Annotated in this window: 17 protein-coding genes and 6 tRNA genes; 11 read left to right on the forward strand and 12 right to left on the reverse strand. The window is 70.8% G+C overall.

Annotated elements, in window-relative coordinates; translation table 11 throughout:
• Window positions 1-15: 15 nt before the first annotated feature.
• Entirely contained in the window at window positions 16-1,083 is a 1,068-nt protein-coding gene (gene purM / locus ACH41F_RS21965; protein ID WP_391233626.1) for a phosphoribosylformylglycinamidine cyclo-ligase, read from the forward strand.
• A gap of 75 nt (window positions 1,084-1,158) precedes the next feature.
• Here the strand turns inward: purM and ACH41F_RS21970 are convergent, their stop codons facing one another.
• Together ACH41F_RS21970 and ACH41F_RS21975 are read right to left on the reverse strand one after the other, a co-directional pair.
• Window positions 1,159-1,416, reverse strand: a complete 258-nt coding sequence (locus tag ACH41F_RS21970) for a DUF3073 family protein (RefSeq protein ID WP_391233627.1) — start codon at window positions 1,414-1,416, stop codon at window positions 1,159-1,161.
• Between the two features lie 299 nt (window positions 1,417-1,715).
• Window positions 1,716-2,813 carry a Leu/Phe/Val dehydrogenase gene (locus tag ACH41F_RS21975; protein ID WP_398837022.1) on the reverse strand — a complete coding sequence of 366 codons (1,098 nt, stop codon included), beginning with the start codon at window positions 2,811-2,813 and terminating at the stop codon, window positions 1,716-1,718.
• A gap of 222 nt (window positions 2,814-3,035) precedes the next feature.
• Here ACH41F_RS21975 and ACH41F_RS21980 point away from each other — a divergent pair, with 222 nt between their 5' ends.
• Both ACH41F_RS21980 and bldC read left to right on the forward strand, forming a co-directional pair.
• On the forward strand, window positions 3,036-3,878 hold the full coding sequence (locus ACH41F_RS21980; RefSeq protein WP_391233629.1) for a hypothetical protein: 843 nt from the start codon (window positions 3,036-3,038) through the stop codon (window positions 3,876-3,878).
• Between the two features lie 549 nt (window positions 3,879-4,427).
• The gene (gene bldC, locus ACH41F_RS21985) at window positions 4,428-4,634 is read left to right on the forward strand and encodes a developmental transcriptional regulator BldC (protein ID WP_003949541.1); all 207 of its coding nucleotides are present in this window, start codon (window positions 4,428-4,430) and stop codon (window positions 4,632-4,634) included.
• 473 nt (window positions 4,635-5,107) lie between these two features.
• Here the strand turns inward: bldC and ACH41F_RS21990 are convergent, their stop codons facing one another.
• The 8 genes from ACH41F_RS21990 to ACH41F_RS22025 form a co-directional block, all read right to left on the reverse strand.
• The gene (locus ACH41F_RS21990) at window positions 5,108-5,326 is read right to left on the reverse strand and encodes a DUF6274 family protein (protein WP_391233630.1); all 219 of its coding nucleotides are present in this window, start codon (window positions 5,324-5,326) and stop codon (window positions 5,108-5,110) included.
• Between the two features lie 198 nt (window positions 5,327-5,524).
• A tRNA-Asp gene (locus tag ACH41F_RS21995) sits at window positions 5,525-5,599 on the reverse strand.
• 93 nt (window positions 5,600-5,692) lie between these two features.
• On the reverse strand, window positions 5,693-9,652 hold the full coding sequence (hrpA, locus tag ACH41F_RS22000) for an ATP-dependent RNA helicase HrpA (RefSeq protein ID WP_398837024.1): 3,960 nt from the start codon (window positions 9,650-9,652) through the stop codon (window positions 5,693-5,695).
• Between the two features lie 95 nt (window positions 9,653-9,747).
• A tRNA-Phe gene (locus tag ACH41F_RS22005) sits at window positions 9,748-9,821 on the reverse strand.
• A 24-nt stretch (window positions 9,822-9,845) separates the two neighbouring features.
• A tRNA-Asp gene (locus ACH41F_RS22010) sits at window positions 9,846-9,920 on the reverse strand.
• 38 nt (window positions 9,921-9,958) lie between these two features.
• Window positions 9,959-10,031, reverse strand: a tRNA-Glu gene (locus tag ACH41F_RS22015).
• Window positions 10,032-10,110: 79 nt separating this feature from the next.
• Window positions 10,111-11,709, reverse strand: a complete 1,599-nt coding sequence (locus ACH41F_RS22020) for a metallophosphoesterase (RefSeq protein ID WP_391233632.1) — start codon at window positions 11,707-11,709, stop codon at window positions 10,111-10,113.
• Between the two features lie 57 nt (window positions 11,710-11,766).
• Window positions 11,767-12,117, reverse strand: coding sequence for a metallopeptidase family protein (locus tag ACH41F_RS22025; protein ID WP_391233633.1), 351 nt, complete (start codon window positions 12,115-12,117; stop codon window positions 11,767-11,769).
• A gap of 128 nt (window positions 12,118-12,245) precedes the next feature.
• On the opposite strand from ACH41F_RS22025, the gene ACH41F_RS22030 reads away from it, so the two are divergent.
• The 4 genes from ACH41F_RS22030 to ACH41F_RS22045 all read left to right on the forward strand — a co-directional run bounded on the left by ACH41F_RS22030 (window position 12,246) and on the right by ACH41F_RS22045 (window position 16,991).
• Window positions 12,246-12,764, forward strand: a complete 519-nt coding sequence (locus ACH41F_RS22030) for a hypothetical protein (protein ID WP_391233634.1) — start codon at window positions 12,246-12,248, stop codon at window positions 12,762-12,764.
• 231 nt (window positions 12,765-12,995) lie between these two features.
• Window positions 12,996-15,131 carry a DEAD/DEAH box helicase gene (locus tag ACH41F_RS22035; protein ID WP_398837026.1) on the forward strand — a complete coding sequence of 712 codons (2,136 nt, stop codon included), beginning with the start codon at window positions 12,996-12,998 and terminating at the stop codon, window positions 15,129-15,131.
• A 131-nt stretch (window positions 15,132-15,262) separates the two neighbouring features.
• Entirely contained in the window at window positions 15,263-16,819 is a 1,557-nt protein-coding gene (locus tag ACH41F_RS22040) for an amino acid permease (RefSeq protein WP_391233636.1), read from the forward strand.
• A 99-nt stretch (window positions 16,820-16,918) separates the two neighbouring features.
• A tRNA-Lys gene (locus tag ACH41F_RS22045) sits at window positions 16,919-16,991 on the forward strand.
• A gap of 66 nt (window positions 16,992-17,057) precedes the next feature.
• On the opposite strand, the gene ribA is transcribed toward ACH41F_RS22045, so the two are convergent.
• Complete coding sequence (gene ribA / locus ACH41F_RS22050) at window positions 17,058-17,693, reverse strand: GTP cyclohydrolase II RibA (protein WP_391233637.1); 636 nt, start codon at window positions 17,691-17,693, stop codon at window positions 17,058-17,060.
• A 127-nt stretch (window positions 17,694-17,820) separates the two neighbouring features.
• Complete coding sequence (locus tag ACH41F_RS22055; protein WP_391233638.1) at window positions 17,821-18,324, reverse strand: MarR family transcriptional regulator; 504 nt, start codon at window positions 18,322-18,324, stop codon at window positions 17,821-17,823.
• 68 nt (window positions 18,325-18,392) lie between these two features.
• Between ACH41F_RS22055 and ACH41F_RS22060 the strand changes: the two genes are divergently transcribed.
• The 4 genes from ACH41F_RS22060 to ACH41F_RS22075 all read left to right on the forward strand — a co-directional run bounded on the left by ACH41F_RS22060 (window position 18,393) and on the right by ACH41F_RS22075 (window position 22,159).
• The gene (locus ACH41F_RS22060; protein WP_391233639.1) at window positions 18,393-19,508 is read left to right on the forward strand and encodes a dihydrofolate reductase family protein; all 1,116 of its coding nucleotides are present in this window, start codon (window positions 18,393-18,395) and stop codon (window positions 19,506-19,508) included.
• Between the two features lie 85 nt (window positions 19,509-19,593).
• Window positions 19,594-20,817, forward strand: a complete 1,224-nt coding sequence (locus ACH41F_RS22065; RefSeq protein ID WP_398837028.1) for an alginate lyase family protein — start codon at window positions 19,594-19,596, stop codon at window positions 20,815-20,817.
• Between the two features lie 75 nt (window positions 20,818-20,892).
• A tRNA-Met gene (locus ACH41F_RS22070) sits at window positions 20,893-20,966 on the forward strand.
• Between the two features lie 107 nt (window positions 20,967-21,073).
• Window positions 21,074-22,159, forward strand: coding sequence for a PP2C family protein-serine/threonine phosphatase (locus ACH41F_RS22075; protein WP_398837030.1), 1,086 nt, complete (start codon window positions 21,074-21,076; stop codon window positions 22,157-22,159).
• Window positions 22,160-22,193 lie beyond the last annotated feature (34 nt).

The following is a 22,193-nucleotide window of genomic DNA, read 5'->3' on the forward strand; positions in this document are numbered from 1 at the left end:
AAAGTTCTCACCGTCATGTCTGAGACAACTGGTGCCAGCTACGCAGCCGCGGGCGTCGACATCGAAGCGGGCGACCGCGCCGTGGAGCTGATGAAGGAGTGGGTGAAGAAGACCCAGCGCCCCGAGGTCCTCGGCGGCCTCGGCGGTTTCGCCGGTCTCTTCGACGCCTCCGCCCTCAAGCGCTACGAGCGCCCGCTGCTCGCCTCGGCGACCGACGGCGTCGGCACGAAGGTCGACATCGCGCGCCAGTTGGGCGTCTACGACACGATCGGCCACGACCTGGTCGCGATGGTCATGGACGACATCGTGGTGTGCGGCGCCGAGCCGCTGTTCATGACCGACTACATCTGCGTCGGCAAGGTCCACCCCGAGCGGGTCGCCGCGATCGTCAAAGGCATCGCCGAGGGCTGTGTGCTGGCCGGCTGCGCCCTGGTGGGTGGCGAGACGGCCGAGCACCCCGGACTGCTCGGCGCGGACGACTTCGACGTCGCCGGCGCCGGTACGGGCGTGGTGGAGGCCGACCGGCTGCTGGGCCCGGATCGCATCCGTACGGGTGACGCGGTCATCGCCATGGCGGCGTCCGGTCTTCACTCGAACGGGTACTCGCTCGTCCGGCATGTGCTGCTGAACGAGGCGGGCCTGTCCCTGGACGCCCGGATCGAGGAGCTCGGCCGCACCCTGGGCGAGGAACTCCTGGAGCCGACGAAGATCTACTCGCTGGACTGCCTGGCGCTCGCCCGCACCACCGACGTGCACGCGTACAGCCATGTCACCGGCGGCGGTCTGGCCGCCAACCTGGCCCGGGTGATCCCGGACGGGCTGCACGCCGTCGTCGACCGCTCCACCTGGACCCCGGCCCCGATCTTCGACCTCGTCGGCAGGACGGGTCAGGTCGAGCGCCTGGAGCTGGAGAAGACCCTCAACATGGGCGTGGGCATGATCGCCATCGTCCCGGAGGAGTCCGCCGACGTCGCCCTGACCACGCTGGCCGACCGTGGGGTCGAGGCCTGGGTGGCCGGCGAGATCACCGACCGCGGCGACCGCACCACGGGTGCGGAGCTGGTCGGCGACTACAGCGCCTGAGGGTCGCGCGGGGCAGCGCAAAACCCGGTCCGGTGGTGTGGACCACCCCGGACCGGGTCAAGCACAGCTGATGCGTCAAGCGCCGCGGCGATGTTGGGACGCGGGACCGGACTGATCGTCCTCGTCCTCATCGTCGTCGTTGTAGAGATCCGCGTACTGGGAGTACGGGTCGTCTTCGTCCTCGTCGTCCTCGAACGGCTCGCCGTTCGGCGGCTGGCTCGAAGTCGAAGCGCCCAGCTCATTGGCCAGACGCGACAGATCAGTCCCGCCGCTGCTGTACTTCAGCTGGCGGGCGACCTTCGTCTGCTTGGCCTTTGCCCGGCCGCGCCCCATGGCTCGACCCCCTCGGATACGGGGCTCGGTGGCCCCAGAGTCTTGACACGCGTTCATGATCTGGAACGGGCTCTCCGCAGAGAGACCGGTCCGTAGGGCTCCCACGGTACCTGAGCCCACGCACATACGGTACGTCGCCCGCAGGACGCGGCTGCACCCACAACCCTCGGGGTGCCCTGTACCCGCTGGTCAACCGCGATTTTAACCACTTCTCGACGGCCGACCCGCCGACGAACGTGAGAGTTGTCTCCACGTGCCCGTCGGCGGGTACCGGCCGCACCCCTACGGGCGCCGCCGGATCACCGGGCCCGGCGAGCCATCGCCGCCTCGTGCATCCGCTGCTCGGCGATCCGGTCCGCCGCGGCGGCCGGCGGGATCCCGTCCTCCTTCGCACGTGCGAATATGGCGAGGGTGGTGTCGTAGATCTTCGCCGCCTTCGCCTTGCACCGCTCGAAGTCGAAGCCGTGCAGCTCGTCGGCGACCTGGATGACACCGCCCGCGTTCACCACGTAGTCCGGCGCGTAGAGGATCCCGCGGTCGGCGAGGTCCTTCTCCACGCCCGGGTGGGCGAGCTGGTTGTTGGCGGCGCCGCAGACCACCTTGGCGGTCAGCGCCGGGACGGTGTCGTCGTCGAGGGCGCCGCCGAGCGCGCAGGGGGCGTAGACGTCGAGGCCCTCGGTGCGGATCAGGGTGGCCGTGTCGGCGACGGCCGTGACGCCCTCCGGGTGCGCGGCGAGGATGCGCCCGACGGCCTCCTCGCGCACGTCCGTGATCACGACCTCGGCGCCCTCGGCCCGCAGGTGCTCCACCAGGTGGCGGCCGACCTTCCCGACGCCGGCGACGCCGACCTTCCGGCCGGCCAGTGAGGGGCTGCCCCACAGGTGCCGGGCGGAGGCCCGCATGCCCTGGTAGACGCCGAAGGACGTGAGCACGGAGGAGTCCCCGGCGCCGCCGTTCTCGGGGGACCGCCCGGTCGTCCAGCGGCACTCGCGGGCGACGACGTCCATGTCGGCGACGTACGTACCGACGTCGCACGCGGTGACGTAGCGCCCGCCGAGGGAGGCCACGAACCGGCCGTAGGCGAGCAGCAGCTCTTCCGTCTTGACGGAGTCCGGGTCGCCGATGATCACGGCTTTGCCACCGCCGTGGTCGAGACCCGCCATGGCGTTCTTGTAGGACATCCCGCGCGAGAGGTTCAGGGCGTCGGCGACGGCCTCCTCCTCGGTCGCGTAGGGGTAGAACCGGGTGCCGCCGAGGGCGGGGCCCAGCGCGGTGGAGTGGAGGGCGATGACGGCCTTGAGGCCGCTGGCACGGTCCTGGCAGAGCACGACTTGCTCATGACCGCCCTGGTCCGAGTGGAACAGGGTGTGCAGGACGCCGGCTGATACGTCGGTCACTGTGGTGACTCCTGGGTAAGTAGCCGCTGTTGGGACCAGCTCCCGTAGGGGTGGCGGGCGCTGTGAGCACGAGATTAGAGCCTGGCCGGCCCCGCGGACCTCGCCGTGCTCAGGATCACCCCCTCGCGGAGTACGCCCGTGCGACGATCTGCGGGGATTTCCGGCTCGTCCGTGAGCGGGTTCCGCAGGTTTTCCCGGCAGCGGGCGGGGGAGGGAGCAGGCGTGCCCAAGGTGTCCTCGGTGGTCGTCCCGTACGCGACCTATCTGCGCGTGTACGAGCCTCTGGCGGCCTTCCCGGAGCCGGAGCGCGGTCACTGGACGCGCTACGCGCGCCGCCCCGACCGCCCCTCGTACCAGGACGAACTGCGCCGCTCCCTGGCCGACTTGCTGCCCACCCCGCCGATCGCGGTGCCGGTGCACGAGAGCGGCGACGCGTTCGTGATCGACGTGGACGGGGTGGTCTGCGTCTGCCCCTGGCGGACCCGGCTGCGCGGCTGGCTGGCGCTCCAGGAGCTGGACGAGGAGCTGCCGGGCCCGGTCCTGGACGCGGTGCTGCCGGAGGTCGTACGACGCCAGGCGGCACAGGACTACGAGCGCTGGCTGGTCCGCAACCCCGACGCCCGGCCCTGGATCCGCACCTCGACCTGGCAGGTCCCGCTGCACTGGTTCGTGCTGGTGGCGGACGAGGAGCGGGCCTTCGACAAGGGGTCCGGGCAGGATCCGCCGACGCTGCGCTACCGGACGCCGATGGTGCAGGCGCGGCGGCGGGTGGCGCGGGCCCTGCGGACGCTGAAGGACTCCGTCGAGGAGGGGCCGCTCACCGACGGGCTGGTGGACGTGGGGCGCTGGCTGGAGGAGTTCCATCCGCGTTCGCACGTGGAACTGGACTACGGCGGTCTGGTGCACGCCCTGCCGCCGGGGGAGCTGGAGGACGACCACTCGGCGGCCGACGTCGCCGCCGGCATCGAGGCGTTGCGGCTCGGCGACGGGGCGGCCGCGGGGGAGGCGTACGCGCGGCTGGTGGAGCGCTGGCGGTCGGTGCGGGACCGTCGCTCGGCGAACTGAGTGTGCTTCAGGTCACTTTGGTCACGGACCGGTGCGCCTTCGATCACGAACTGACGTTTGACGAGACGCCCGTTTTGGGGTTTCGTCCTCGGTCAAGGAGTCACCAAGTTTCGCCTGATGCTCAGCCAACAAGGGACGTAGGTCCCTATCCGGGCGTACGCCTCACAGAGTGTCAAGCGTGACGGACCGCACGTACCCGGCCCTTGCATCTCTTGCCCCTCCTCATGCCAAAATAGGACAAGGGGCCCGGGGGAGGTTCCGCTTTGGGGGGTCTGGTGACTCCTGATCGCCTCTGTGACTGATCGTCACAGTGGCGTGACTGTCCGCTATGGCATGGTCCATCGGCCTCTGTCGCCGATGAACGTCTGGGGGGCAATTCCATCGGTTTGGCCGACGCGGCTGGACAGATGGTGTAGTTGTAGTGCCGAGGACAAGCCGTTCGTCCTATAACCGACTCGACTCGCGTCCGCCATTTCGGGCAACGCGGGTCAAGGTGCAGAATTTAGAGGAAAGAACCGAGAAGGTTCGGTTCTCCCGAGGAGGCCGCTCATGACCGCTCGCACCCCTGATGCCGAGCCGCTGCTGACCCCGGCTGAGGTCGCCACGATGTTCCGCGTCGACCCGAAGACGGTCACGCGGTGGGCGAAGGCTGGGAAGCTCACGTCTATCCGTACGCTCGGCGGGCACCGCCGCTACCGCGAGGCGGAGGTCCGTGCACTGCTCGCGGGCATCCCGCAGCAGCGCAGCGAGGCCTGAACCAACTGAATAACGGACAAACCGGCAGGTCCCCCAACATGCCGCGGCGTCCGTGACCCAAGCTCCAAGCGACGCGGGTTCTGCCCCAACAGGGCCCACGCCCAAGCTCGTCCAAGAACATCACAGGGTGCGTCGTCGATCGCGCTGGACTCCGCCGAGTCCAGCGCGATCTTTTTTGTGCGCGGAACGGGCCCTTGCGCACGGCGCTGTGAGCGGGCTTGTCGGAGTCTGGGGAGGGGTGTCGGATCTCCTGTGGGCCCTCGCGGACGTACCGACGGGTCGGCCTGCGGGCTGGTGCAATTGCACATATTAAATTGACCAGTTGTAGGCGGGTCGTAAGTACCGCAGTTTCAGAAACTCATGCGGTGACACCCGTCACATGCCAGGGTCCTTGTTGCCCCTGGCGCGGGTGCGCTAGAGGAGGCGCTTGTTCCACCGTCCCACGCCCGCACGGGTGTTGGGGCCGCCGTTGGTCACGCGTCGGCGGGACTTTCGTCCTCGACGGCCTCCCCGGCCGTCTCGCCGGCCCGGGAGGCGGAGGGGGCCGTGGGGGCGGTGGGGGCGGAGTCCAGGGCGAGCCGCAGGAGCTGGTGGCAGATGGGGCAGTGCCGCGTCAGATGGCGATAGGAGGAGGCGGCCGCCAGATGCGCACGGAGCAGCGCCCGCGTCTCGTGCCGAGCCGAAGCCGCCATGCGCCACCTCCAGGAGGCCGCCCCGGAAACGGCCCTGGTTTCTGGAGTACCGAGCGATTGTCACGCCGTCAAGACGGCCTGGGACGCCCGCGGGTGCCGCGACCGGGCGCGCTCACCGAGCCGGGGCGCAGTGGGGCACGCCGGTGCGCACCGGGAACGAAGAAGAGCCCGGATCCGAAGATCCGGGCTCTTTCACTGCGGTCCTGACGGGATTTGAACCCGCGGCCTCCACCTTGACAGGGTGGCGAGCACTCCAAACTGCTCCACAGGACCAGGTTTCGCAGTGCGATTCGTGCGTTGCGCTGCGAGAAGGACTGTACAGGAGGGGGAGCCTCCTGCGCGAACTCACCCAGGGTGCGGGGTCCGTCACGGTGCGGCGGCGTCGATGGCCTTCACGATCCGCTTGTCCGAGACGGGGTACGCGGTGCCCAGCGCGTGCGCGAAGTAGCTGACCCGGAGCTCCTCGATCATCCAGCGGATGTCCAGGACCGACGCGGGCACCGGACGGCCCTTCGGCAGCTGCTCCAGCAGCCACGCGAACTCGTCCTGCATCTCGTGGACCTTCTCCATGCGGGTGGTGTCCCGCTGGACGTTGGTCGGCATCTGCTGGAGCCGCCGGTCCGCCGCGACCAGGTACCGCATCAGGTCCGGCAGCCGCCGCAGTCCCGCCTCCGTGACGAAGCCGGGCTTCACGAGGGCGTCCAGCTGCTTGCGCACGTCCGTCAGGTTCGCCAGCAGCGCGGGGCTCCGTACGGCCTTCAGACGGCGCTCACAGGCCTGCCAGGCGGCCAGCACCTGCTGCACCTGGCCCACCGTACGGACCGTCAGGTCGACGATCTCGGCGCGCACCTTGTCGTAGAGCTTCCGGTACGACTCCTCGTCCCACGCGGGCCCCCCGAAGTCGGCGATCAGCCGGTCCGCCGCCGCCATCGCGCAGTCGTCGAAGAGCGCCTGGATCGTGCCGTGGGGATTGGCCGACAGGGCCAGCTTCTGGGGGTTCGTCAGCTTCTCCGAGGCGAACTTCCCCGGGTTCACCGGGATGTTGCGCAGGATCAGCCGGCGGGTGCCCTTCCACATCGCCTCGGCCTGTTCCGCCTCGGTGTCGAAGAGGCGCACGGAGACCGTGTCACCGTCGTCGACCAGCGCCGGGTACGCCTTCACCGGCTGCCCCGCGCGCCGGGTCTCGAAGACCCGCGTCAGCGTGCCGATCGTCCAGTCCGTCAGGCCCTTGCGTTCCAGGGACTCGCCGCCCTGGCGCTCGGCGGTGGCGGCGGCGGCCTGGGAGAGCGCCTTGCGCGCCTTGGGCTTCAGCTGGAGCTTCAGCGCCTCCAGGTCCTTGTCCTCGGCGATCTTGCGGCGCCGCTCGTCGACGATCCGGAAGGTGACGCGCAGGTGGTCCGGGACCTTCGACCAGTCGAAGTCCTCGGCCTCGAAGGGCACCCCGACCATCCGCTTCAGCTCGCGGGCCATCGTGAGGGTCAGGGGCTCCTGGAGCGGCACCGCCGTGGCCAGGAAGCGCTGCGCGAAGTTCGGTGCCGGCACGTAGTTGCGCCGGATCGGCTTGGGCAGGGAACGGATCAGCTCCGTCACGACCTCTTCCCGGAGCCCGGGGATCTGCCAGTCGAAGCCCTCGTCCGTGACCTGGTTCAGCACCTGGAGCGGGACGTGGACCGTCACACCGTCCGCGTCCGCGCCCGGCTCGAACTGGTACGTCACCCGGAACTTCAGCTGCCCCTGCCGCCACGAGTCCGGGTAGTCGGCCTTGGTGACCGCCTCCGCCGACTCGCGGATGAGCATCTCCCGCTCGAAGTCCAGGAAGTCCGGCTGCTCGTGCCGCTTGTGCTTCCACCAGGAGTCGAAGTGGGCGCCGGAGACGACGTGTTCGGGCACCCGCTGGTCGTAGAAGTCGAAGAGGGTGTCGTCGTCGACCACGATGTCCCGGCGCCGGGCCCGGTGCTCCAACTCCTCGACCTCGCTGAGGAGTCGGCGGTTGTCGGCGAAGAACTTGTGGTGGGTGCGCCAGTCGCCCTCGACGAGCGCGTTGCGGATGAACAGCTCGCGGGAGGCCTCTGGGTCGATCCGGCCGTAGTTGACCTTCCGCTGGGCGACGATCGGCACGCCGTACAGCGTGACCTTCTCGTACGCCATCACGGCCGCCTGGTCCTTCTCCCAGTGCGGTTCGGAGTACGTCCGCTTCAGCAGGTGCTCGGCGAGCGGCTCGACCCACTCGGGCTCGATCTTCGCGTTGACCCGGGCCCACAGCCGCGAGGTCTCCACCAGCTCCGCCGACATGACGAAACGCGGCTGCTTCTTGAAGAGGGCCGAGCCGGGGAAGATCGCGAACTTGGCGCTCCGGGCGCCGAGATACTCGTTCTTGTTGCCGTCCTTCACGTCCTTCATGCCGATGTGCGAGAGGAGGCCGGCGAGCAGGGAGACGTGGACGCTCTGGTCGGCCGCGTCCTCCTCGTTGAGGTGGATGCCCATCTGCTTGGCGACCGTGCGCAGTTGGGAGTAGATGTCCTGCCATTCGCGGATGCGCAGGAAGTTGAGGTACTCCTGCTTGCACATCCGGCGGAAGGACGACGAGCCGCGCTCCTTCTGCTGCTCACGGACATAGCGCCACAGGTTGAGGTAGGCGAGGAAATCGCTCGTCTCGTCCTTGAAGCGGGCGTGCTGCTGGTCGGCCTGGGTCTGCTTGTCGGCGGGCCGTTCGCGCGGGTCCTGGATGGAGAGCGCGGCGGCTATGACCATGACCTCGCGGGCACAGCCGTTCTTGTCGGCCTCCAGGACCATGCGCGCGAGGCGCGGGTCGACCGGCAGCTGGGCGAGCTTGCGGCCGGTGTCGGTGAGCCGCTTGCGGACGTCCTTCTGCGCCGGGTCCAACGCGCCGAGTTCCTGGAGGAGTTGGACGCCGTCGCGGATGTTGCGGTGGTCCGGCGGGTCGATGAAGGGGAACTTCTCGATGTCGCCGAGGCCGGCCGCGGTCATCTGGAGGATGACGGAGGCGAGGTTGGTGCGCAGGATCTCCGCGTCCGTGAACTCCGGGCGGGCGTTGAAGTCCTCCTCGCTGTACAGGCGGATGCAGACGCCGTCCGAGGTACGGCCGCAGCGGCCCTTGCGCTGGTTGGCGCTGGCCTGCGAGATCGGCTCGATGGGCAGCCGCTGGACCTTGGTGCGGTGGCTGTACCGGGAGATGCGGGCGAAGCCGGGGTCGATGACGTACTTGATGCCCGGGACGGTCAGCGAGGTCTCGGCGACGTTGGTTGCCAGAACGATCCTGCGGCCGGTGTGCGGCTGGAAGACGCGGTGCTGCTCGGCGTGCGAGAGCCGGGCGTACAGGGGCAGGACCTCGGTGAAGCGGTAGTTCTTCTTGGTGAGCGCGTCCGCGGTGTCCCGGATCTCCCGCTCGCCCGAGAGGAAGACGAGGATGTCCCCCTTGCCCTCGCCCTGGAGCTCCTCCACGGCGTCGCAGATCGCGGTGATCTGGTCGCGGTCGGCGTCGTCCGAGTCCTCTTCCAGCAGGGGCCGGTAGCGCACCTCCACCGGATACGTCCGGCCGCTGACCTCGACGATCGGGGCGTCCCCGAAGTGCCGGGAGAACCGCTCGGGGTCGATGGTCGCCGAGGTGATGACGACCTTGAGGTCGGGGCGCTTCGGCAGCAGCTGGGCGAGATAGCCGAGCAGGAAGTCGATGTTGAGGGACCGCTCGTGGGCCTCGTCGATGATGATCGTGTCGTAGGCGCGCAGCTCGCGGTCGGTCTGGATCTCGGCGAGCAGGATGCCGTCCGTCATCAGCTTGACGAAGGTCGCCTCCGGGTTCACCTGGTCGGTGAACCGCACCTTCCAGCCGACGGCCTCGCCGAGCGGGGTGTCCAGTTCCTCGGCGACCCGCTCGGCGACGGTACGGGCGGCGATCCGGCGGGGCTGGGTGTGCCCGATCATGCCCTTGACGCCCCGGCCGAGCTCCAGGCAGATCTTGGGGATCTGGGTGGTCTTGCCGGAACCGGTCTCACCGGCCACGATCACGACCTGGTGGTCGCGGATGGCGGCCGCGATGTCGTCCTTCTTCTGGCTGACCGGGAGCTGCTCGGGATACGACACGGCGGGCACGCGGGCCCGGCGGGCGCCCACCCGCTCCTCGCCCTTGCCGATCTCCGCCTCGATCTCGGCCAGCACGGCGGACCGCGCCTCCGGCTTGCGGATCCTGCGCGCGCCTTCGAGCCTGCGCCCGAGCCGGTGCGCGTCACGCAGGGAGAGCTCGGTCAGGCGGGCGGCGAGGTCCGCGAAGGCGGGGGCGCCGGGGGCGGGGGCAGGGTGCGTAGACATACGCGATCCAGGATCTCATCCCGGGGAAATTACTGGCGAACGGTTTTGCCCCGGCATACACCAAGACCCCGATCCGAAGATCGGGGTCTGTGCTGTGGCTGGGGCCGGGGTCGAACCGGCGACCTATCGCTTTTCAGGCGATCGCTCGTACCAACTGAGCTACCCAGCCACGAGGTTTCCGGGGAAACCTCAGCGGTCCTGACGGGATTTGAACCCGCGGCCTCCACCTTGACAGGGTGGCGAGCACTCCAAACTGCTCCACAGGACCAAGCTGTGTGCGCGAACAGTCTCGCACACGGTGTTGCGTGCCCCCAACGGGATTCGAACCCGTGCTACCGCCTTGAAAGGGCGGCGTCCTAGGCCGCTAGACGATGAGGGCTATCGGCCCGCCTTGCGCTTCGCAGCGCGTCGGGGACGTGAGAAGCATATGGGATGCCGGGAGGTATCGCCAAAACGGTTTAGGGAGCGCTCGGTGAGGGGGTGGACGGCCGGGCCGGGGAGGACGGCCGCGGGGTGGGCGTCGGCGTCGGGGTGGCCCCGGGCTGGTTCTCCTCCGGCAGGTGGCGGCTGACCTCGGCCGTCGTCAGGCCGAGCCCGCCGAGCCTGATCTCGTCCCAGGCCTGGAGGCGGCGGGAGTCACGGTCGAGGTAGAGGATCGAGGCCTCGATGGGGTCCGGGTACGTCCCCTCGACGGCACGCAGGCCGCTGCCGCCGGTGGAGCCCTCGACGCGCAGCCGGGTGCCCAGGCGCATGACCTCCATCTCCTGGTGGTGCAGATGCCCGGAGAGCACCAGCGGCACCGACCCGTCGACCTCCCGCGCGGCCGACGGCTCGTGCACGACGGCCACGTCGACCGGCTTCCCGGCGGTCGTGTAGTCGCGCAGGGCGGCGGCCAGCCGGGCGCCCGCGGCCTCCTGGGACTCCTCGGCGCCGGGCTTCTCGCTGCGGTCGGGGGTGTACTGGGGGTCGCCGATCCCGGCGAAGCGCACGCCCGCGACGGTCTGTGCCCGGCCGTCGTCGAGGACGTGCACGTTCTTCAGGCCCTCCAGATAGCGCTGGGTGATCCGGGAGTCGTGGTTGCCCCGCACCCACACGTACGGCGCCCCGAGGTCCTCGACGGGATCGAGGAAGCCGTTCTCGGCGGCGGTGCCGTGGTCCATGGTGTCGCCGGAGTCGACGATGACGTTCACCTGGTACTGCTCCACCAGCGAGGCGATGATCTTCCAGCTCGCCGGGTTCAGATGGATGTCGGAGACGTGCAGGACGCGGATGGTGGTCGGGTCGGGCGCGTAGGCGGGGAGCGTGGAGGTGACGTCGTAGAGCTTCGTCACGTTGGTCACGAGGCGGGCCAGCTCGCGCTGGTAGACGTCGAACTCGGTGACGATGTTGCGGGCGTTGCCGACCAGGGACGGGGCCGAGGAGAGCAGTCCGGAGAACCTCGGCTCCAGGACGGAGTCGGGGTTCCAGGTGGCGTACGCCGTCCCGCCGGACGCGGCCAGCAGGCCGAGGGCGAGACCGCCGGCGGCGAGGGCGCGGCGGGGGCGGCGGTAGACGGCGAGACCGAGGGCGGTGGCCCCGCCGACGACGGCGACGCAGGACCGTACGGCCAGGTCGAGGGTGCCGTGCTCGACGTCCTCGGCGACCTCCTCCTGCAGTCCCGAGATGCGCTCGGGGTGGTCGACCAGGGCCTGGGAGCGGGCCGGGTCGAGCTGGTCGACGTTGACGTCCAGGCGGACGGGGGCGTGGTGGCTGTCCAGCTGGAGGGCGCCGAGCGGGGAGACGTTGATCTTCGTGCCGCCGGTGAAGGACGGGCGCAGGGTCATCGTCGTGTTCATGGGCCCGACCGGGGTGCGGACGTTGCCGACGATCAGCAGGCCCAGCCACGCCCCGAGCAGGACGACGGCCACCAGACCGAGGGCCCGGGTCCAGGGGTGCGGCTGGTGGACGAGTTCGAGGGTCGGCTGCGGGCGCCGGGTGCGGTAGCGCCGGGCGAGGGCGCGGGGGGAGCGGCGGACACGGACCAGGACGTTCAGGACTGCGGCGGGGACGCGGGCCATTGGTCCCCTATGCCCAGGTGCGGGGGTCGGTATGCGGGCGCCGAAGGCCCGCCGTGATCAGCCCCAGCCCAGTTCGTGGAGGCGTTCGTCGTCGATGCCGAAGTGGTGGGCGATCTCGTGGATCACGGTCACGGCGACCTCGTGCACCACGTCGTCCTCGGTCTCGCAGAAGCGCAGGGTGGGGCCCATGTAGATCGAGATGCGGTCGGGCAGGACGCCTGCGTACCACTCGCCGCGGTCGGTGAGGGGGGTGCCCTCGTAGAGGCCGAGCAGTTCGGGGTCGTCGGCGGGCGGCTCGTCCTCGACGAACACGGCGACGTTGTCCATGACCCGGGTCAGCTCCGGGGGGATCCGGTCCAGGGCCTGGCTCACGAGTTCTTCGAAGGCTTCGCGCGTCATCTCCAGCACAGGGACATTGTCGGGGACGCGGTGCCCGCAGCGGAGGCGGCCCGGGACGGGGCTCGCGCGTGTCCTCTTGTGGGCGGCGGGAGTTGAACGGGTTGACTCCTCACAACCGCCCTCGGAGGTGGCTGCCCGTGCGCCCCATGTACGTACCTGTCCGTCTGGCCGCCACGGTGCTGGCGGTCGCCGCCGCCACCGGCTGCATGAGCGTGGGTGACGACGACGGCGGCAAGGACGCCAAGCCGTCCCACTCCACCGGGCAGCGCGGCGGGAAGGCGCCGGACGGCGGTCCGGCGGTGTCGGGCGGGGGCGGCGGGTACGGGGCCGCCGCGGCGGACGCCAAGCACGGTCGCAAGAAGGGCAAGGGCAAGGCGGACGCGTCGGCGTCGCCCTCCGCCTCGGAGTCCGCCGGCGCCCAGGCGTCCCCCACCCCGGGGGGAAAGCCCGGCAAGCCGGACCAGCCGCAGCCGACGCCGACCAAGGCGCAGCCGACCGCGACGAAGCCCGCCGAGCCCACCCCCACTCCGACCCCGGAACCCCCCACCCCCACGCCGACGCCGACGGTCGCCGAGCCCTCCTCCTCCGCCCACCCGGACAACCAGCCGCAGCTGGCCCAGCGGGAGCCGGCACCGGCGGCGGGGGCGCCCGCGTAGGCGGACTCGCATCGGTGTGACGTACGTCTACGGGGGTCGGTTTGCCTTCAGGGGTGATGGGTGCGTATGGTTATAGATCGTTTGATTCATTTGCCCGGCGCCAACGCAGAAGCGCGCCGTGTGGCGCGTTCTCTCCCCTTACCGTGGCTGACCGCATCGAGGCGGTCGTATTGCGAAATCACGGAGTTGACGGGCGCGTGCCGACGAGACTCCGGAAGGTTTCGCATACGCATGTCCATTTCCAGTTCTGATCACGCCGTCATGCCCGGGAACGGCGAGAACGAGATCGTCGAGGAGACCCCCGAGGTCACCTTCGCCACGCTCGGTCTCCCGGAGGGCGTCGTGCGCAAGCTCGCGCAGAACGGCGTGACCGCCCCCTTCCCGATCCAGGCCGCGACCATCCCGGACGCCCTGGCCGGCAAGGACATCCTCGGCCGTGGCCGCACCGGCTCCGGCAAGACCCTCTCCTTCGGTCTGCCGACCCTGGCGCGACTCGCCGGCGGCCGCACCGAGAAGCACAAGCCCCGCGCGATCATCCTCACCCCGACCCGCGAGCTCGCCATGCAGGTGGCGGACGCGCTCCAGCCGTACGGCGACGTCGTCGGCCTGAAGATGAAGGTCGTCTGCGGCGGTACGTCGATGGGCAACCAGATCTACGCCCTCGAGCGCGGCGTCGACATCCTCGTCGCCACCCCGGGCCGGCTGCGCGACATCATCAACCGCGGCGCCTGCTCCCTGGAGAACGTCGAGGTCGCCGTCCTCGACGAGGCCGACCAGATGTCCGACCTGGGCTTCCTGCCCGAGGTCACCGAGCTGCTCGACCAGATCCCGGGCGGCGGCCAGCGCATGCTGTTCTCGGCCACGATGGAGAACGAGATCTCCACGCTGGTCAAGCGCTACCTGACCAACCCGGTCACGCACGAGGTCGACAGCGCCCAGGGCAACGTCACGACGATGTCCCACCACATCCTCATCGTGAAGCCCAAGGACAAGGCGCCGGTCACCGCCGCGATCGCCGCCCGCAAGGGCCGCACGATCATCTTCGTCCGCACGCAGCTGGGCGCCGACCGTATCGCCGAGCAGCTGTGCGAGTCGGGCGTGAAGGCGGACGCGCTGCACGGCGGTATGACGCAGGGCGCCCGTACCCGCGTGCTGGAGGACTTCAAGAAGGGCTACGTCAACGCGCTCGTCGCCACGGACGTCGCCGCGCGTGGCATCCACGTCGACGGCATCGACCTGGTGCTGAACGTCGACCCGGCCGGTGACCACAAGGACTACCTGCACCGCGCGGGCCGCACGGCGCGTGCCGGTCGCACGGGCACGGTCGTCTCCCTGTCGCTGCCGCACCAGCGCCGCCAGATCTTCCGCCTCATGGAGGACGCGGGCGTCGACGCCGGACGGCACATCATCCAGGGCGGCGCCGCCTTCGACCCCGAGGTCGCCGAGATCACCGGCGCCCGGTCGATGACCGAGGTGCAGGCGGAGGCCGCGGGCAACGCGGCCCAGCAGGCCGAGCGTGAGGTCGCCTCCCTGACCAAGCAGCTGGAGCGGGCGCAGCGGCGCGCGACCGAGCTGCGCGAGGAGGCCGACCGTCTCGTGGCCCGGGCCGCCCGTGAGCGCGGTGAGGACCCGGAGGCCGCGGTGGCCGAGGCGCAGGCCGCGGCGGTCGTCGAGGCCGCCGAGGCGTCGGTGCCCGAGCAGTCGCCGGCGCAGGACGCCGACCGCGCCGAGGGCTCGTCGTACGAGCGTCGTGACCGTCGGGACAACGACCGTGGCGGTTTCCGCCGTGACGAGCGTCGTGACGACCGTGGTGGCCGTTCCTTCGAGCGCCGCGACGACCGCGGTGGCCGTTCCTTCGAGCGTCGGGACAACGACCGTGGCGGTTTCCGTCGCGACGAGCGTCGGGACGACCGTGGTGGCCGCCCCTTCGAGCGCCGCGACGACCGCGGTGGGGTCAACCGCGACCGCGGTGAGCGTGGGTTCGAGCGTCGGGACAACGACCGTGGCGGGTTCCGCCGTGACGAGCGTCGGGACGACCGTGGTGGCCGTTCCTTCGAGCGCCGCGACGACCAGGGCGGCCGTTCCTTCGAGCGCCGGGACAACGACCGTGGCGGCTTCCGTCGCGACGAGCGTCCGGCCGCCGGCCGTTCCTTCGAGCGCCGTGACGAGCGCGGTGGCCACCGGGGCAGCGACCGCCCCTTCAACCGTGACCGCCGCGACGACCGCCCGGGCTTCCGCTCCGGCGGCCACGAGCGCCCCTACGGCCGCCGTGACGACCACCGCGGTACCGGCACCGGCACCGGTACGGGTTCCGGTTCCTCCTTCGGCCGCCGTGACGACAAGCCGCGCTGGAAGCGCAACGGCTGACGGCCCGTAGGCACCTAGGCACATAGCTGCGCGAAGGGCCCGTACGACTCCGGTCGTACGGGCCCTTCGGCGTTCGTTTTTGGCCATGCTGTGACGTGTGTCACGCCTCTCGTGAGGGAATTGCTGGGGGCATGACAGATGACGCGATAGCGAGCGGGCAGTCCAAGGGCTCATCCGGCCTGTCGGACGAGGAGCGGCTGGCCCAGCTCGGTTACACGCAGGTCCTGGCCCGCCGCATGTCGGCGTTCTCCAACTACGCGGTCTCCTTCACGATCATCTCGGTGCTGTCGGGCTGTCTGACGCTGTACCTGTTCGGGATGAACACCGGGGGCCCGGCGGTGATCACCTGGGGCTGGGTGGCCGTGGGCCTGATGACGCTGTTCGTCGGGCTGTCGATGGCCGAGATCTGCTCGGCCTACCCGACCTCCGCGGGCCTGTACTTCTGGGCCCACAAGCTGGCCCCCACCCGCACCGCCGCCGCCTGGGCGTGGTTCACGGGCTGGTTCAACGTGCTCGGCCAGGTCGCGGTGACCGCCGGCATCGACTTCGGCGCCGCGTCCTTCCTGGGGGCGTACCTCAACCTCCAGTTCGACTTCGAGGTGACCCCGGGCCGCACGATCCTGCTCTTCGCGGGCATCCTCGTGCTGCACGGGCTGCTGAACACCTTCGGCGTCCGGATCGTCGCGATCCTCAACAGCGTCAGCGTGTGGTGGCACGTGGTGGGCGTGGCCGTGATCGTCGGTGCGCTGACCTTCGTACCGGACACCCACCAGTCCGCGTCCTTCGTGTTCACCGAGTTCGTCAACAACACGGGCTGGGGGAGCGGGGTCTACGTCGTCGCGCTGGGCCTGCTGATGGCCCAGTACACCTTCACCGGCTACGACGCCTCCGCCCACATGACCGAGGAGACCCACGACGCCTCGACGGCCGGCCCGAAGGGGATCGTGCAGTCGATCTGGACCTCGTGGATCGCCGGATTCGTGCTGCTGCTCGGCTTCACCTTCGCCATCCAGTCCTACGACGGGGCGCTGGGGTCCCCGACCGGCGCGCCCCCCGCCCAGATCCTGCTGGACGCCCTCGGCGCGACCGCGGGCAAGCTGCTGCTGCTCGTCGTGATCGGCGCGCAGCTGTTCTGCGGGATGGCCTCGGTGACGGCCAACAGCCGCATGATCTACGCCTTCTCGCGCGACGGCGCCCTGCCGTTCTCGCACCTCTGGCACACCGTCAGCCCGCGCACCCGGACACCCGTCGCGGCGGTGTGGCTGGCGGCGCTGAGCGCGCTGGTGCTGGGCCTGCCGTACCTGATCAACGTGACCGCGTACGCGGCGGTGACCTCGATCGCGGTGATCGGGCTCTACATCGCCTACGTCATCCCGACCCTGCTGCGGCTGCGCCGGGGCGAGGCCTTCGAGCGCGGGCCGTGGCACCTGGGCCGCTGGTCGAGGGCGATCGGCGTGGTGTCGGTGGTGTGGGTCGCCGTGATCACGGTCCTCTTCATGCTGCCGCAGGTCTCGCCGGTCACCTGGGAGACCTTCAACTACGCCCCGGTGGCCGTGCTGGTGGTCCTCGGCTTCGCGGCGACCTGGTGGTGGGCGTCGGCCCGGCACTGGTTCCTCAACCCCGAGCACGAGCGGACCCGGGCCCGTGAGGCGGCGCGCAAGGGGGCCCCGGAACCGGTCGATCCGTGACCTTTCCGCCCCGACCCGCCCATCCGGCGCGGCCGTGTCCCCGATACCCGATCGGAGAGGCGGCCGCGTCCGGCTATGCTCGGGGAGGCAACATCGCCTGGGCCCTTAGCTCAATTGGCAGAGCAGTGGACTTTTAATCCATTGGTTGTGGGTTCGAGTCCCACAGGGCCTACCCGCGAGCCCCCGCGTCAGACGGTTCTGAGGTGGGGGCTTCGGTGTGTCCGGGGGACCCGCCCGGTTAGCCGGCGATCGGTTCCGTCAGTTCGGTCAGTGGCAGGGTGTGCTGGGTCTGGAGGACCTTGGCGCGCAGGTAGCGGACGTTGTGGGCGGTGGTGAAGACCCCCGTGGGGACCCGGTCGTGGACGTCGATGCCGAGGGCGCGCAACTGGCCCGCCTTGTCGGGGTTGTTGGAGAGCAGGTCCAGCCCGCCGATGCCGAGGGCGTGCAGCATCTGGGCGGCGGCCGTGTAGTCGCGGTCGTCCTCGGGCAGGCCCAGCGCGGTGTTCGCGGCGTAGGTGTCCAGGCCCTGGTCCTGGAGGGCGTAGGCGTCGAGCTTGTTGTAGAGGCCGATGCCGCGGCCCTCCTGGCGCAGGTACAGCAGGACGCCGCCGTGGTCCGCGATCCGCTCGACCGCCTCGCGCAGCTGGGGGCCGCAGTCGCAGCGCGCGGAGCCGAAGACGTCGCCGGTCAGGCACTCGGAGTGCAGCCGCACCAAGGGGCGGGGGCCCGGTTCGCCGAGGACGACGGCCACGTGCTCCTGGCCGTCGACCAGGCCGTGGAAGGTGACGAGCTCGGCATCGACGCTGTAGCCGTCCCCGAAGCGCAGCGGGACGCGGACGCGGGAGCGGGGGGTGGCGGCGGGGAGGTCGATCATGCGGTTACTCCGGTCCGTGGGGTCCGTAGCCTGCGTGGGCACATATCTGCTTAAGATTTGAAGCATCTCTACGGATCGAGACCCTACCTCATGCTTGAAAGTTGAAGCAAAGGGTTTGTGGAGTGGCTCAGGAGCACGAGGGCGAGGAGCGCCGCCGCCACGGCACCTCGTCGCCCGCCGGTTCCTGGAGCCCTGCCGCGATCCCCGAGCAGATCTCCTCCAACTGGGCCACCTGCTCGGGGGTGAGCCGGTCGAAGAGCGCGGAGCGGACCGTCTCGACATGGCCCGGTGCCGTCTCCTCCAGCACCGCCATGCCCTCGTCGGTCAGCACCGCGACGCTCCCGCGCTTGTCCCACGGGCAGCTCTCGCGCCGGATCAGCCCGTCCTTCTCCAGTCGTGTCACGGCGTACGTCAGCCGTGGGCGCGTGATCTTCAGCCCCTCGGCGAGATCGGTCATGCGCAGCCGCCGGTCCGGGGTCTCGGACAGGAGGGCGAGGATGGAGTAGTAGAGATGGGGCATGCCGGCGTCCTGCTGGAGCTGCCGGTCGATCGCGTCCTCCAGGAGGTGCGTCGCGGCCACGTAGGCGCGCCAGGCGCGCTGCTCCTCGGCGGTGAGCCAGCGGGTCGTCATGCCTCCAGTGTAGGTTTGCTTCAAAATTTAACCAAGCTCGCCGTCCGTCGACCGGAGGAACCGCGCCGATGTCCCACCCGTACGTCCTCCTCTCCGCCGCCGTCTCCCTCGACGGCTACCTCGACGACACCGGCCCCGACCGCCTCCTGCTCTCCAGCCCCGCCGACTTCGACCGCGTCGACGAGGTCCGCGCCTCGGTCGACGCGATCCTGGTCGGCGCCGGCACGATCCGCGCCGACAACCCCCGCCTGCTGGTCAACTCCCCCGAGCGGCGCGCGGCCCGGGTCGCGGCGGGCCTTCCGGAGTACCCCCTGAAGGTCACGGTCAGCGGCTCGGGCGACCTGGACCCCGGGGCGAGGTTCTGGCACACCGGCGGCGACAAGGTCCTCTACACGACGGAGAAGGGCGCCGAGCGGGCCCGCGCCGTCGGTCTCGCCGCCGACGTGGTCAGCCTCGGCACCGACCTGCACTGGCCCCGGCTCCTGACGGACCTGGCCGGCCGCGGTGTGCGGCGCCTCATGGTCGAGGGCGGCGGCACCATCCACACCCAGCTCCTCCAGCAGGGCCTCGCCGACGAACTCCAGCTGGTCCTCGCCCCCCTCTTCGTCGGCACCCCCGAGGCGCCCCGCCTCTTCGGCCCCGGCGCCTACCAGGGCGGACGCCTCCGGCTGGTGGAGTCGAGGCGGATCGAGGACGTCGTCCTCATGCGCTACGAGCCGACCGCGCCGGGCGGTCCCGCCGCCGACCGCCACTGGCTCCGCCTCGCCTGCGAACTGGCGGCCCTGTGCCCGCCCTCGCGGACCGCGTTCAGCGTGGGCGCGGTCGTGGTCGCCGCCGACGGCACCGAGCTCGCGCGCGGGTACTCCCGCGAGGGCGGGGACGAGGTGGTCCACGCCGAGGAGGCGGCCCTGGCCAAGATCGCCGCGGACGACCCCCGGCTGGCCTCGGCGACGGTGTACAGCAGCCTGGAACCCTGCGCCCGCCGCGCCTCCCGCCCCGCCCCCTGCGCCCGGCTGATCCTGGACGCCGGTGTACGCCGGGTCGTGACGGCCTGGCGGGAGCCCGACACGTTCGTGACGGCGGCCGACGGGAGCGGGCTGCTCGCGGCGCAGGGCGTGGAGGTCGTCCTCCTCCCGGAGTTCGAGGAACGGGCCAAGGCGCCCAACCTCCCCCTGCTCAGCTGACAGGGAACGACAGGAGACGGGGCCCTGACGACCGATCAGCCCAACATCTCCTGCGCGCCGCCCGCGGCAGGGTGACGCTGCCTGCATGAGGTCAGCCCGAATCCGTGCCGCCGCCGTGCTCCTGCTCCTCCCCCTTCTCGCCACCGCCTGCGGGGACACCGGGGCGGGGACCCGCACCATGGCCCGCGCCCTGCCCCCGGACGCGGAGTTCACCCACCCCGGGGTCCTCGTCAGCGACGCCCAGCTGGACGCCGTACGCACGCACGTCACAGCGGGGAAGCAGCCGTGGCTGAAGGCGTACCTGGAGATGCGGGACAGCAAGTACGGGGCGTACCGGTACCGGCCCGAGCCGTACGCGAGTGTCGACTGTCCCGGCGGGGACCACACCGACCGGCCCGCGCACGGGTGCGTGCAGGAGCGCGAGGACGCCATCGCCGCCTACACGCAGGCACTGCTCTTCCGGGTCACCGGCAAGCAGCGGCACGCCGTCAAGGCGCGGGAGATCATGGATGCCTGGTCGGCGAGGATGCGGCGGCACACCGAGGAGGACGCCGGGCTCCAGACCGGATGGGCCGGGGCGACCTGGGCGCGGGCGGCGGAGATCGTGGCGCACAGCCCGGGCGCGGGGTGGCCCGAGGAGCGGGTCGAGCGGTTCCGGACCATGCTGCGCAGCGCGTATCTGCCGACCGTCACCCGCAAGGTCCCCGCCCACAACGGCAACTGGGACCTCGTCATGACCGGCGCGGCCATCGGCATCGCCGTCTTCCTCGACGACCACCAGGCCTTCGACCACGCCCTGGAGCGCTTCCGGGAGCGCGTGCCCGCCTACTTCTACCTGGAGGAGGACGGCCAGGTGCCGCTCACCCCCAAGGGGGCGGGCGTGAACACCCCCGCCAAGCTGACGACGTACTGGTTCGGGCAGAAGACGTACCAGGACGGCGTCTCCCAGGAGACCTGCCGCAACTTCAAGCACGTCGGCTACTCGATCGCCGCCACCGCCCACATCGCCGAGACCGCCTGGCACCAGGGCGTCGACCTCTACGACGAGGTCGAGGACCGGCTGAAGGCGGCGCTCGACCTCCACGCCCGGTACCAGGCCGGCGAGCCCGCGCCCGCGTGGCTGTGCGGCGGGAAGGTGGAGCGGACCATGGGCCCGGACCTGGAGGTGGCCCTCAACCACCTGGAGAACCGCCTCGACGTCTCCGTCCCGGCCGCCCACCGGCTCGCCGAGGAGACCCGTCCCGCGGGCACCGACAACCTCTTCGTCTCCTGGGAGACCCTCACCCACGCGGACAACCCCGGCAGCTGAAAAAGCAGGTCAGTGGCGCCGTGAGCCCACCGTGGTGCTGAGCGTCCCGCGAATGGCGTATGCTGGTTTCAACGACGCGGGGTGGAGCAGCTCGGTAGCTCGCTGGGCTCATAACCCAGAGGTCGCAGGTTCAAATCCTGTCCCCGCTACTGAAGGCCCAGGGCCGGAGTCCAGTTCATGGACTCCGGCCCTGAGCGTTTCCCCCGGTCGGGCCACACCGCTCGCCGCCCCGTCCGGCTCCGGGAAACCTGGGGGCGTGGACCAGGAGGCGGAGGAGGGGCGGCACGTCTCCGCCCTCTTGCGGATGCTGCCCGCCGTACTGATCGTCGGCGGGATCCTCTACGACCTCCTGACCCCCCGCGCGTTCACCGCGATCCCCTTCTTCACCGCCGCCCCGCTGGTCGCCGCTCCCCTGTGCCCGCTGCTCGGCACCCTGGCCACCGGGGCCGTTGCGCTGGTCGCCGCCTTCGCCGTGCATCTGCGCTACGGCCTCCACCTGGACGCGGACGCCCTCACCGAGGTGCTCACCGTGGCCACCGTCGCCGTGCTGGCCACCGTCCTCAACCGGGTGGTGCGCCGCGGCGACCAACGGCTCGCCTCGCAGCGGGAGATCGCCGAGGCCGCCCAGCGGGCCGTGCTGCCCCGCCCCGCCGACCGGATCGCCGGTTTCGACATCGCGGTGCGCTACGAGGCGGCGCAGCAGGACGCCTTCATCGGCGGGGACCTGTACGCCGTCCAGGACAGCCCCCACGGGGTGCGGCTGGTGGTGGGGGACGTGCGCGGCAAGGGCATGGGCGCGGTGGCGGCCGTCGCCGTCGTCATCGGGGCGTTCCGGGAGGCCGCCGAGCAGGAGGCGGGCCTGGAGGCGGTCGCGCGGCGGCTGGAGCGGGCGCTGGCCCGGGAGGGGACCCGGCGCGAGGGGCTGGACGCCTTCGAGGGGTTCACCACCGTCGTCCTCGCCGAACTGCCCCACGGTGACGGGCTGGTCCGGATCCTCAACCGCGGCCATCCGCCGCCGCTGCTGCTGTGTCCCGACGGCACCGTGCGCTCGCTGCCCGCCGCCGAGGCCGCGCTGCCGCTCGGGATGGGGGAGTTGGGGACCTGGCCGGACCGCGCCGAGGAGGTCGCCTTCCCGGCCGGGGCGACGCTGCTGCTGTACACCGACGGGCTCTCCGAGGCCCGGGACCGGAACGGGGAGTTCTACGACCCGGCGGCGCGGCTCGCGGGACGCGCCTTCCGCGATCCGGGGGTGCTGCTGTCCGCGCTCGCGGCGGAGGTGCGCCGGCACACCGGGGGTGCGCTGACGGACGACATGGCGCTGCTCGCCGTACGCCGCCCGTGACATGGTCACGTCCGGTGACCGGTCGGGCGCCCTC

This window comes from Streptomyces sp. NPDC020489, from assembly GCF_044386545.1.
Lineage (GTDB): Bacteria > Actinomycetota > Actinomycetes > Streptomycetales > Streptomycetaceae > Streptomyces.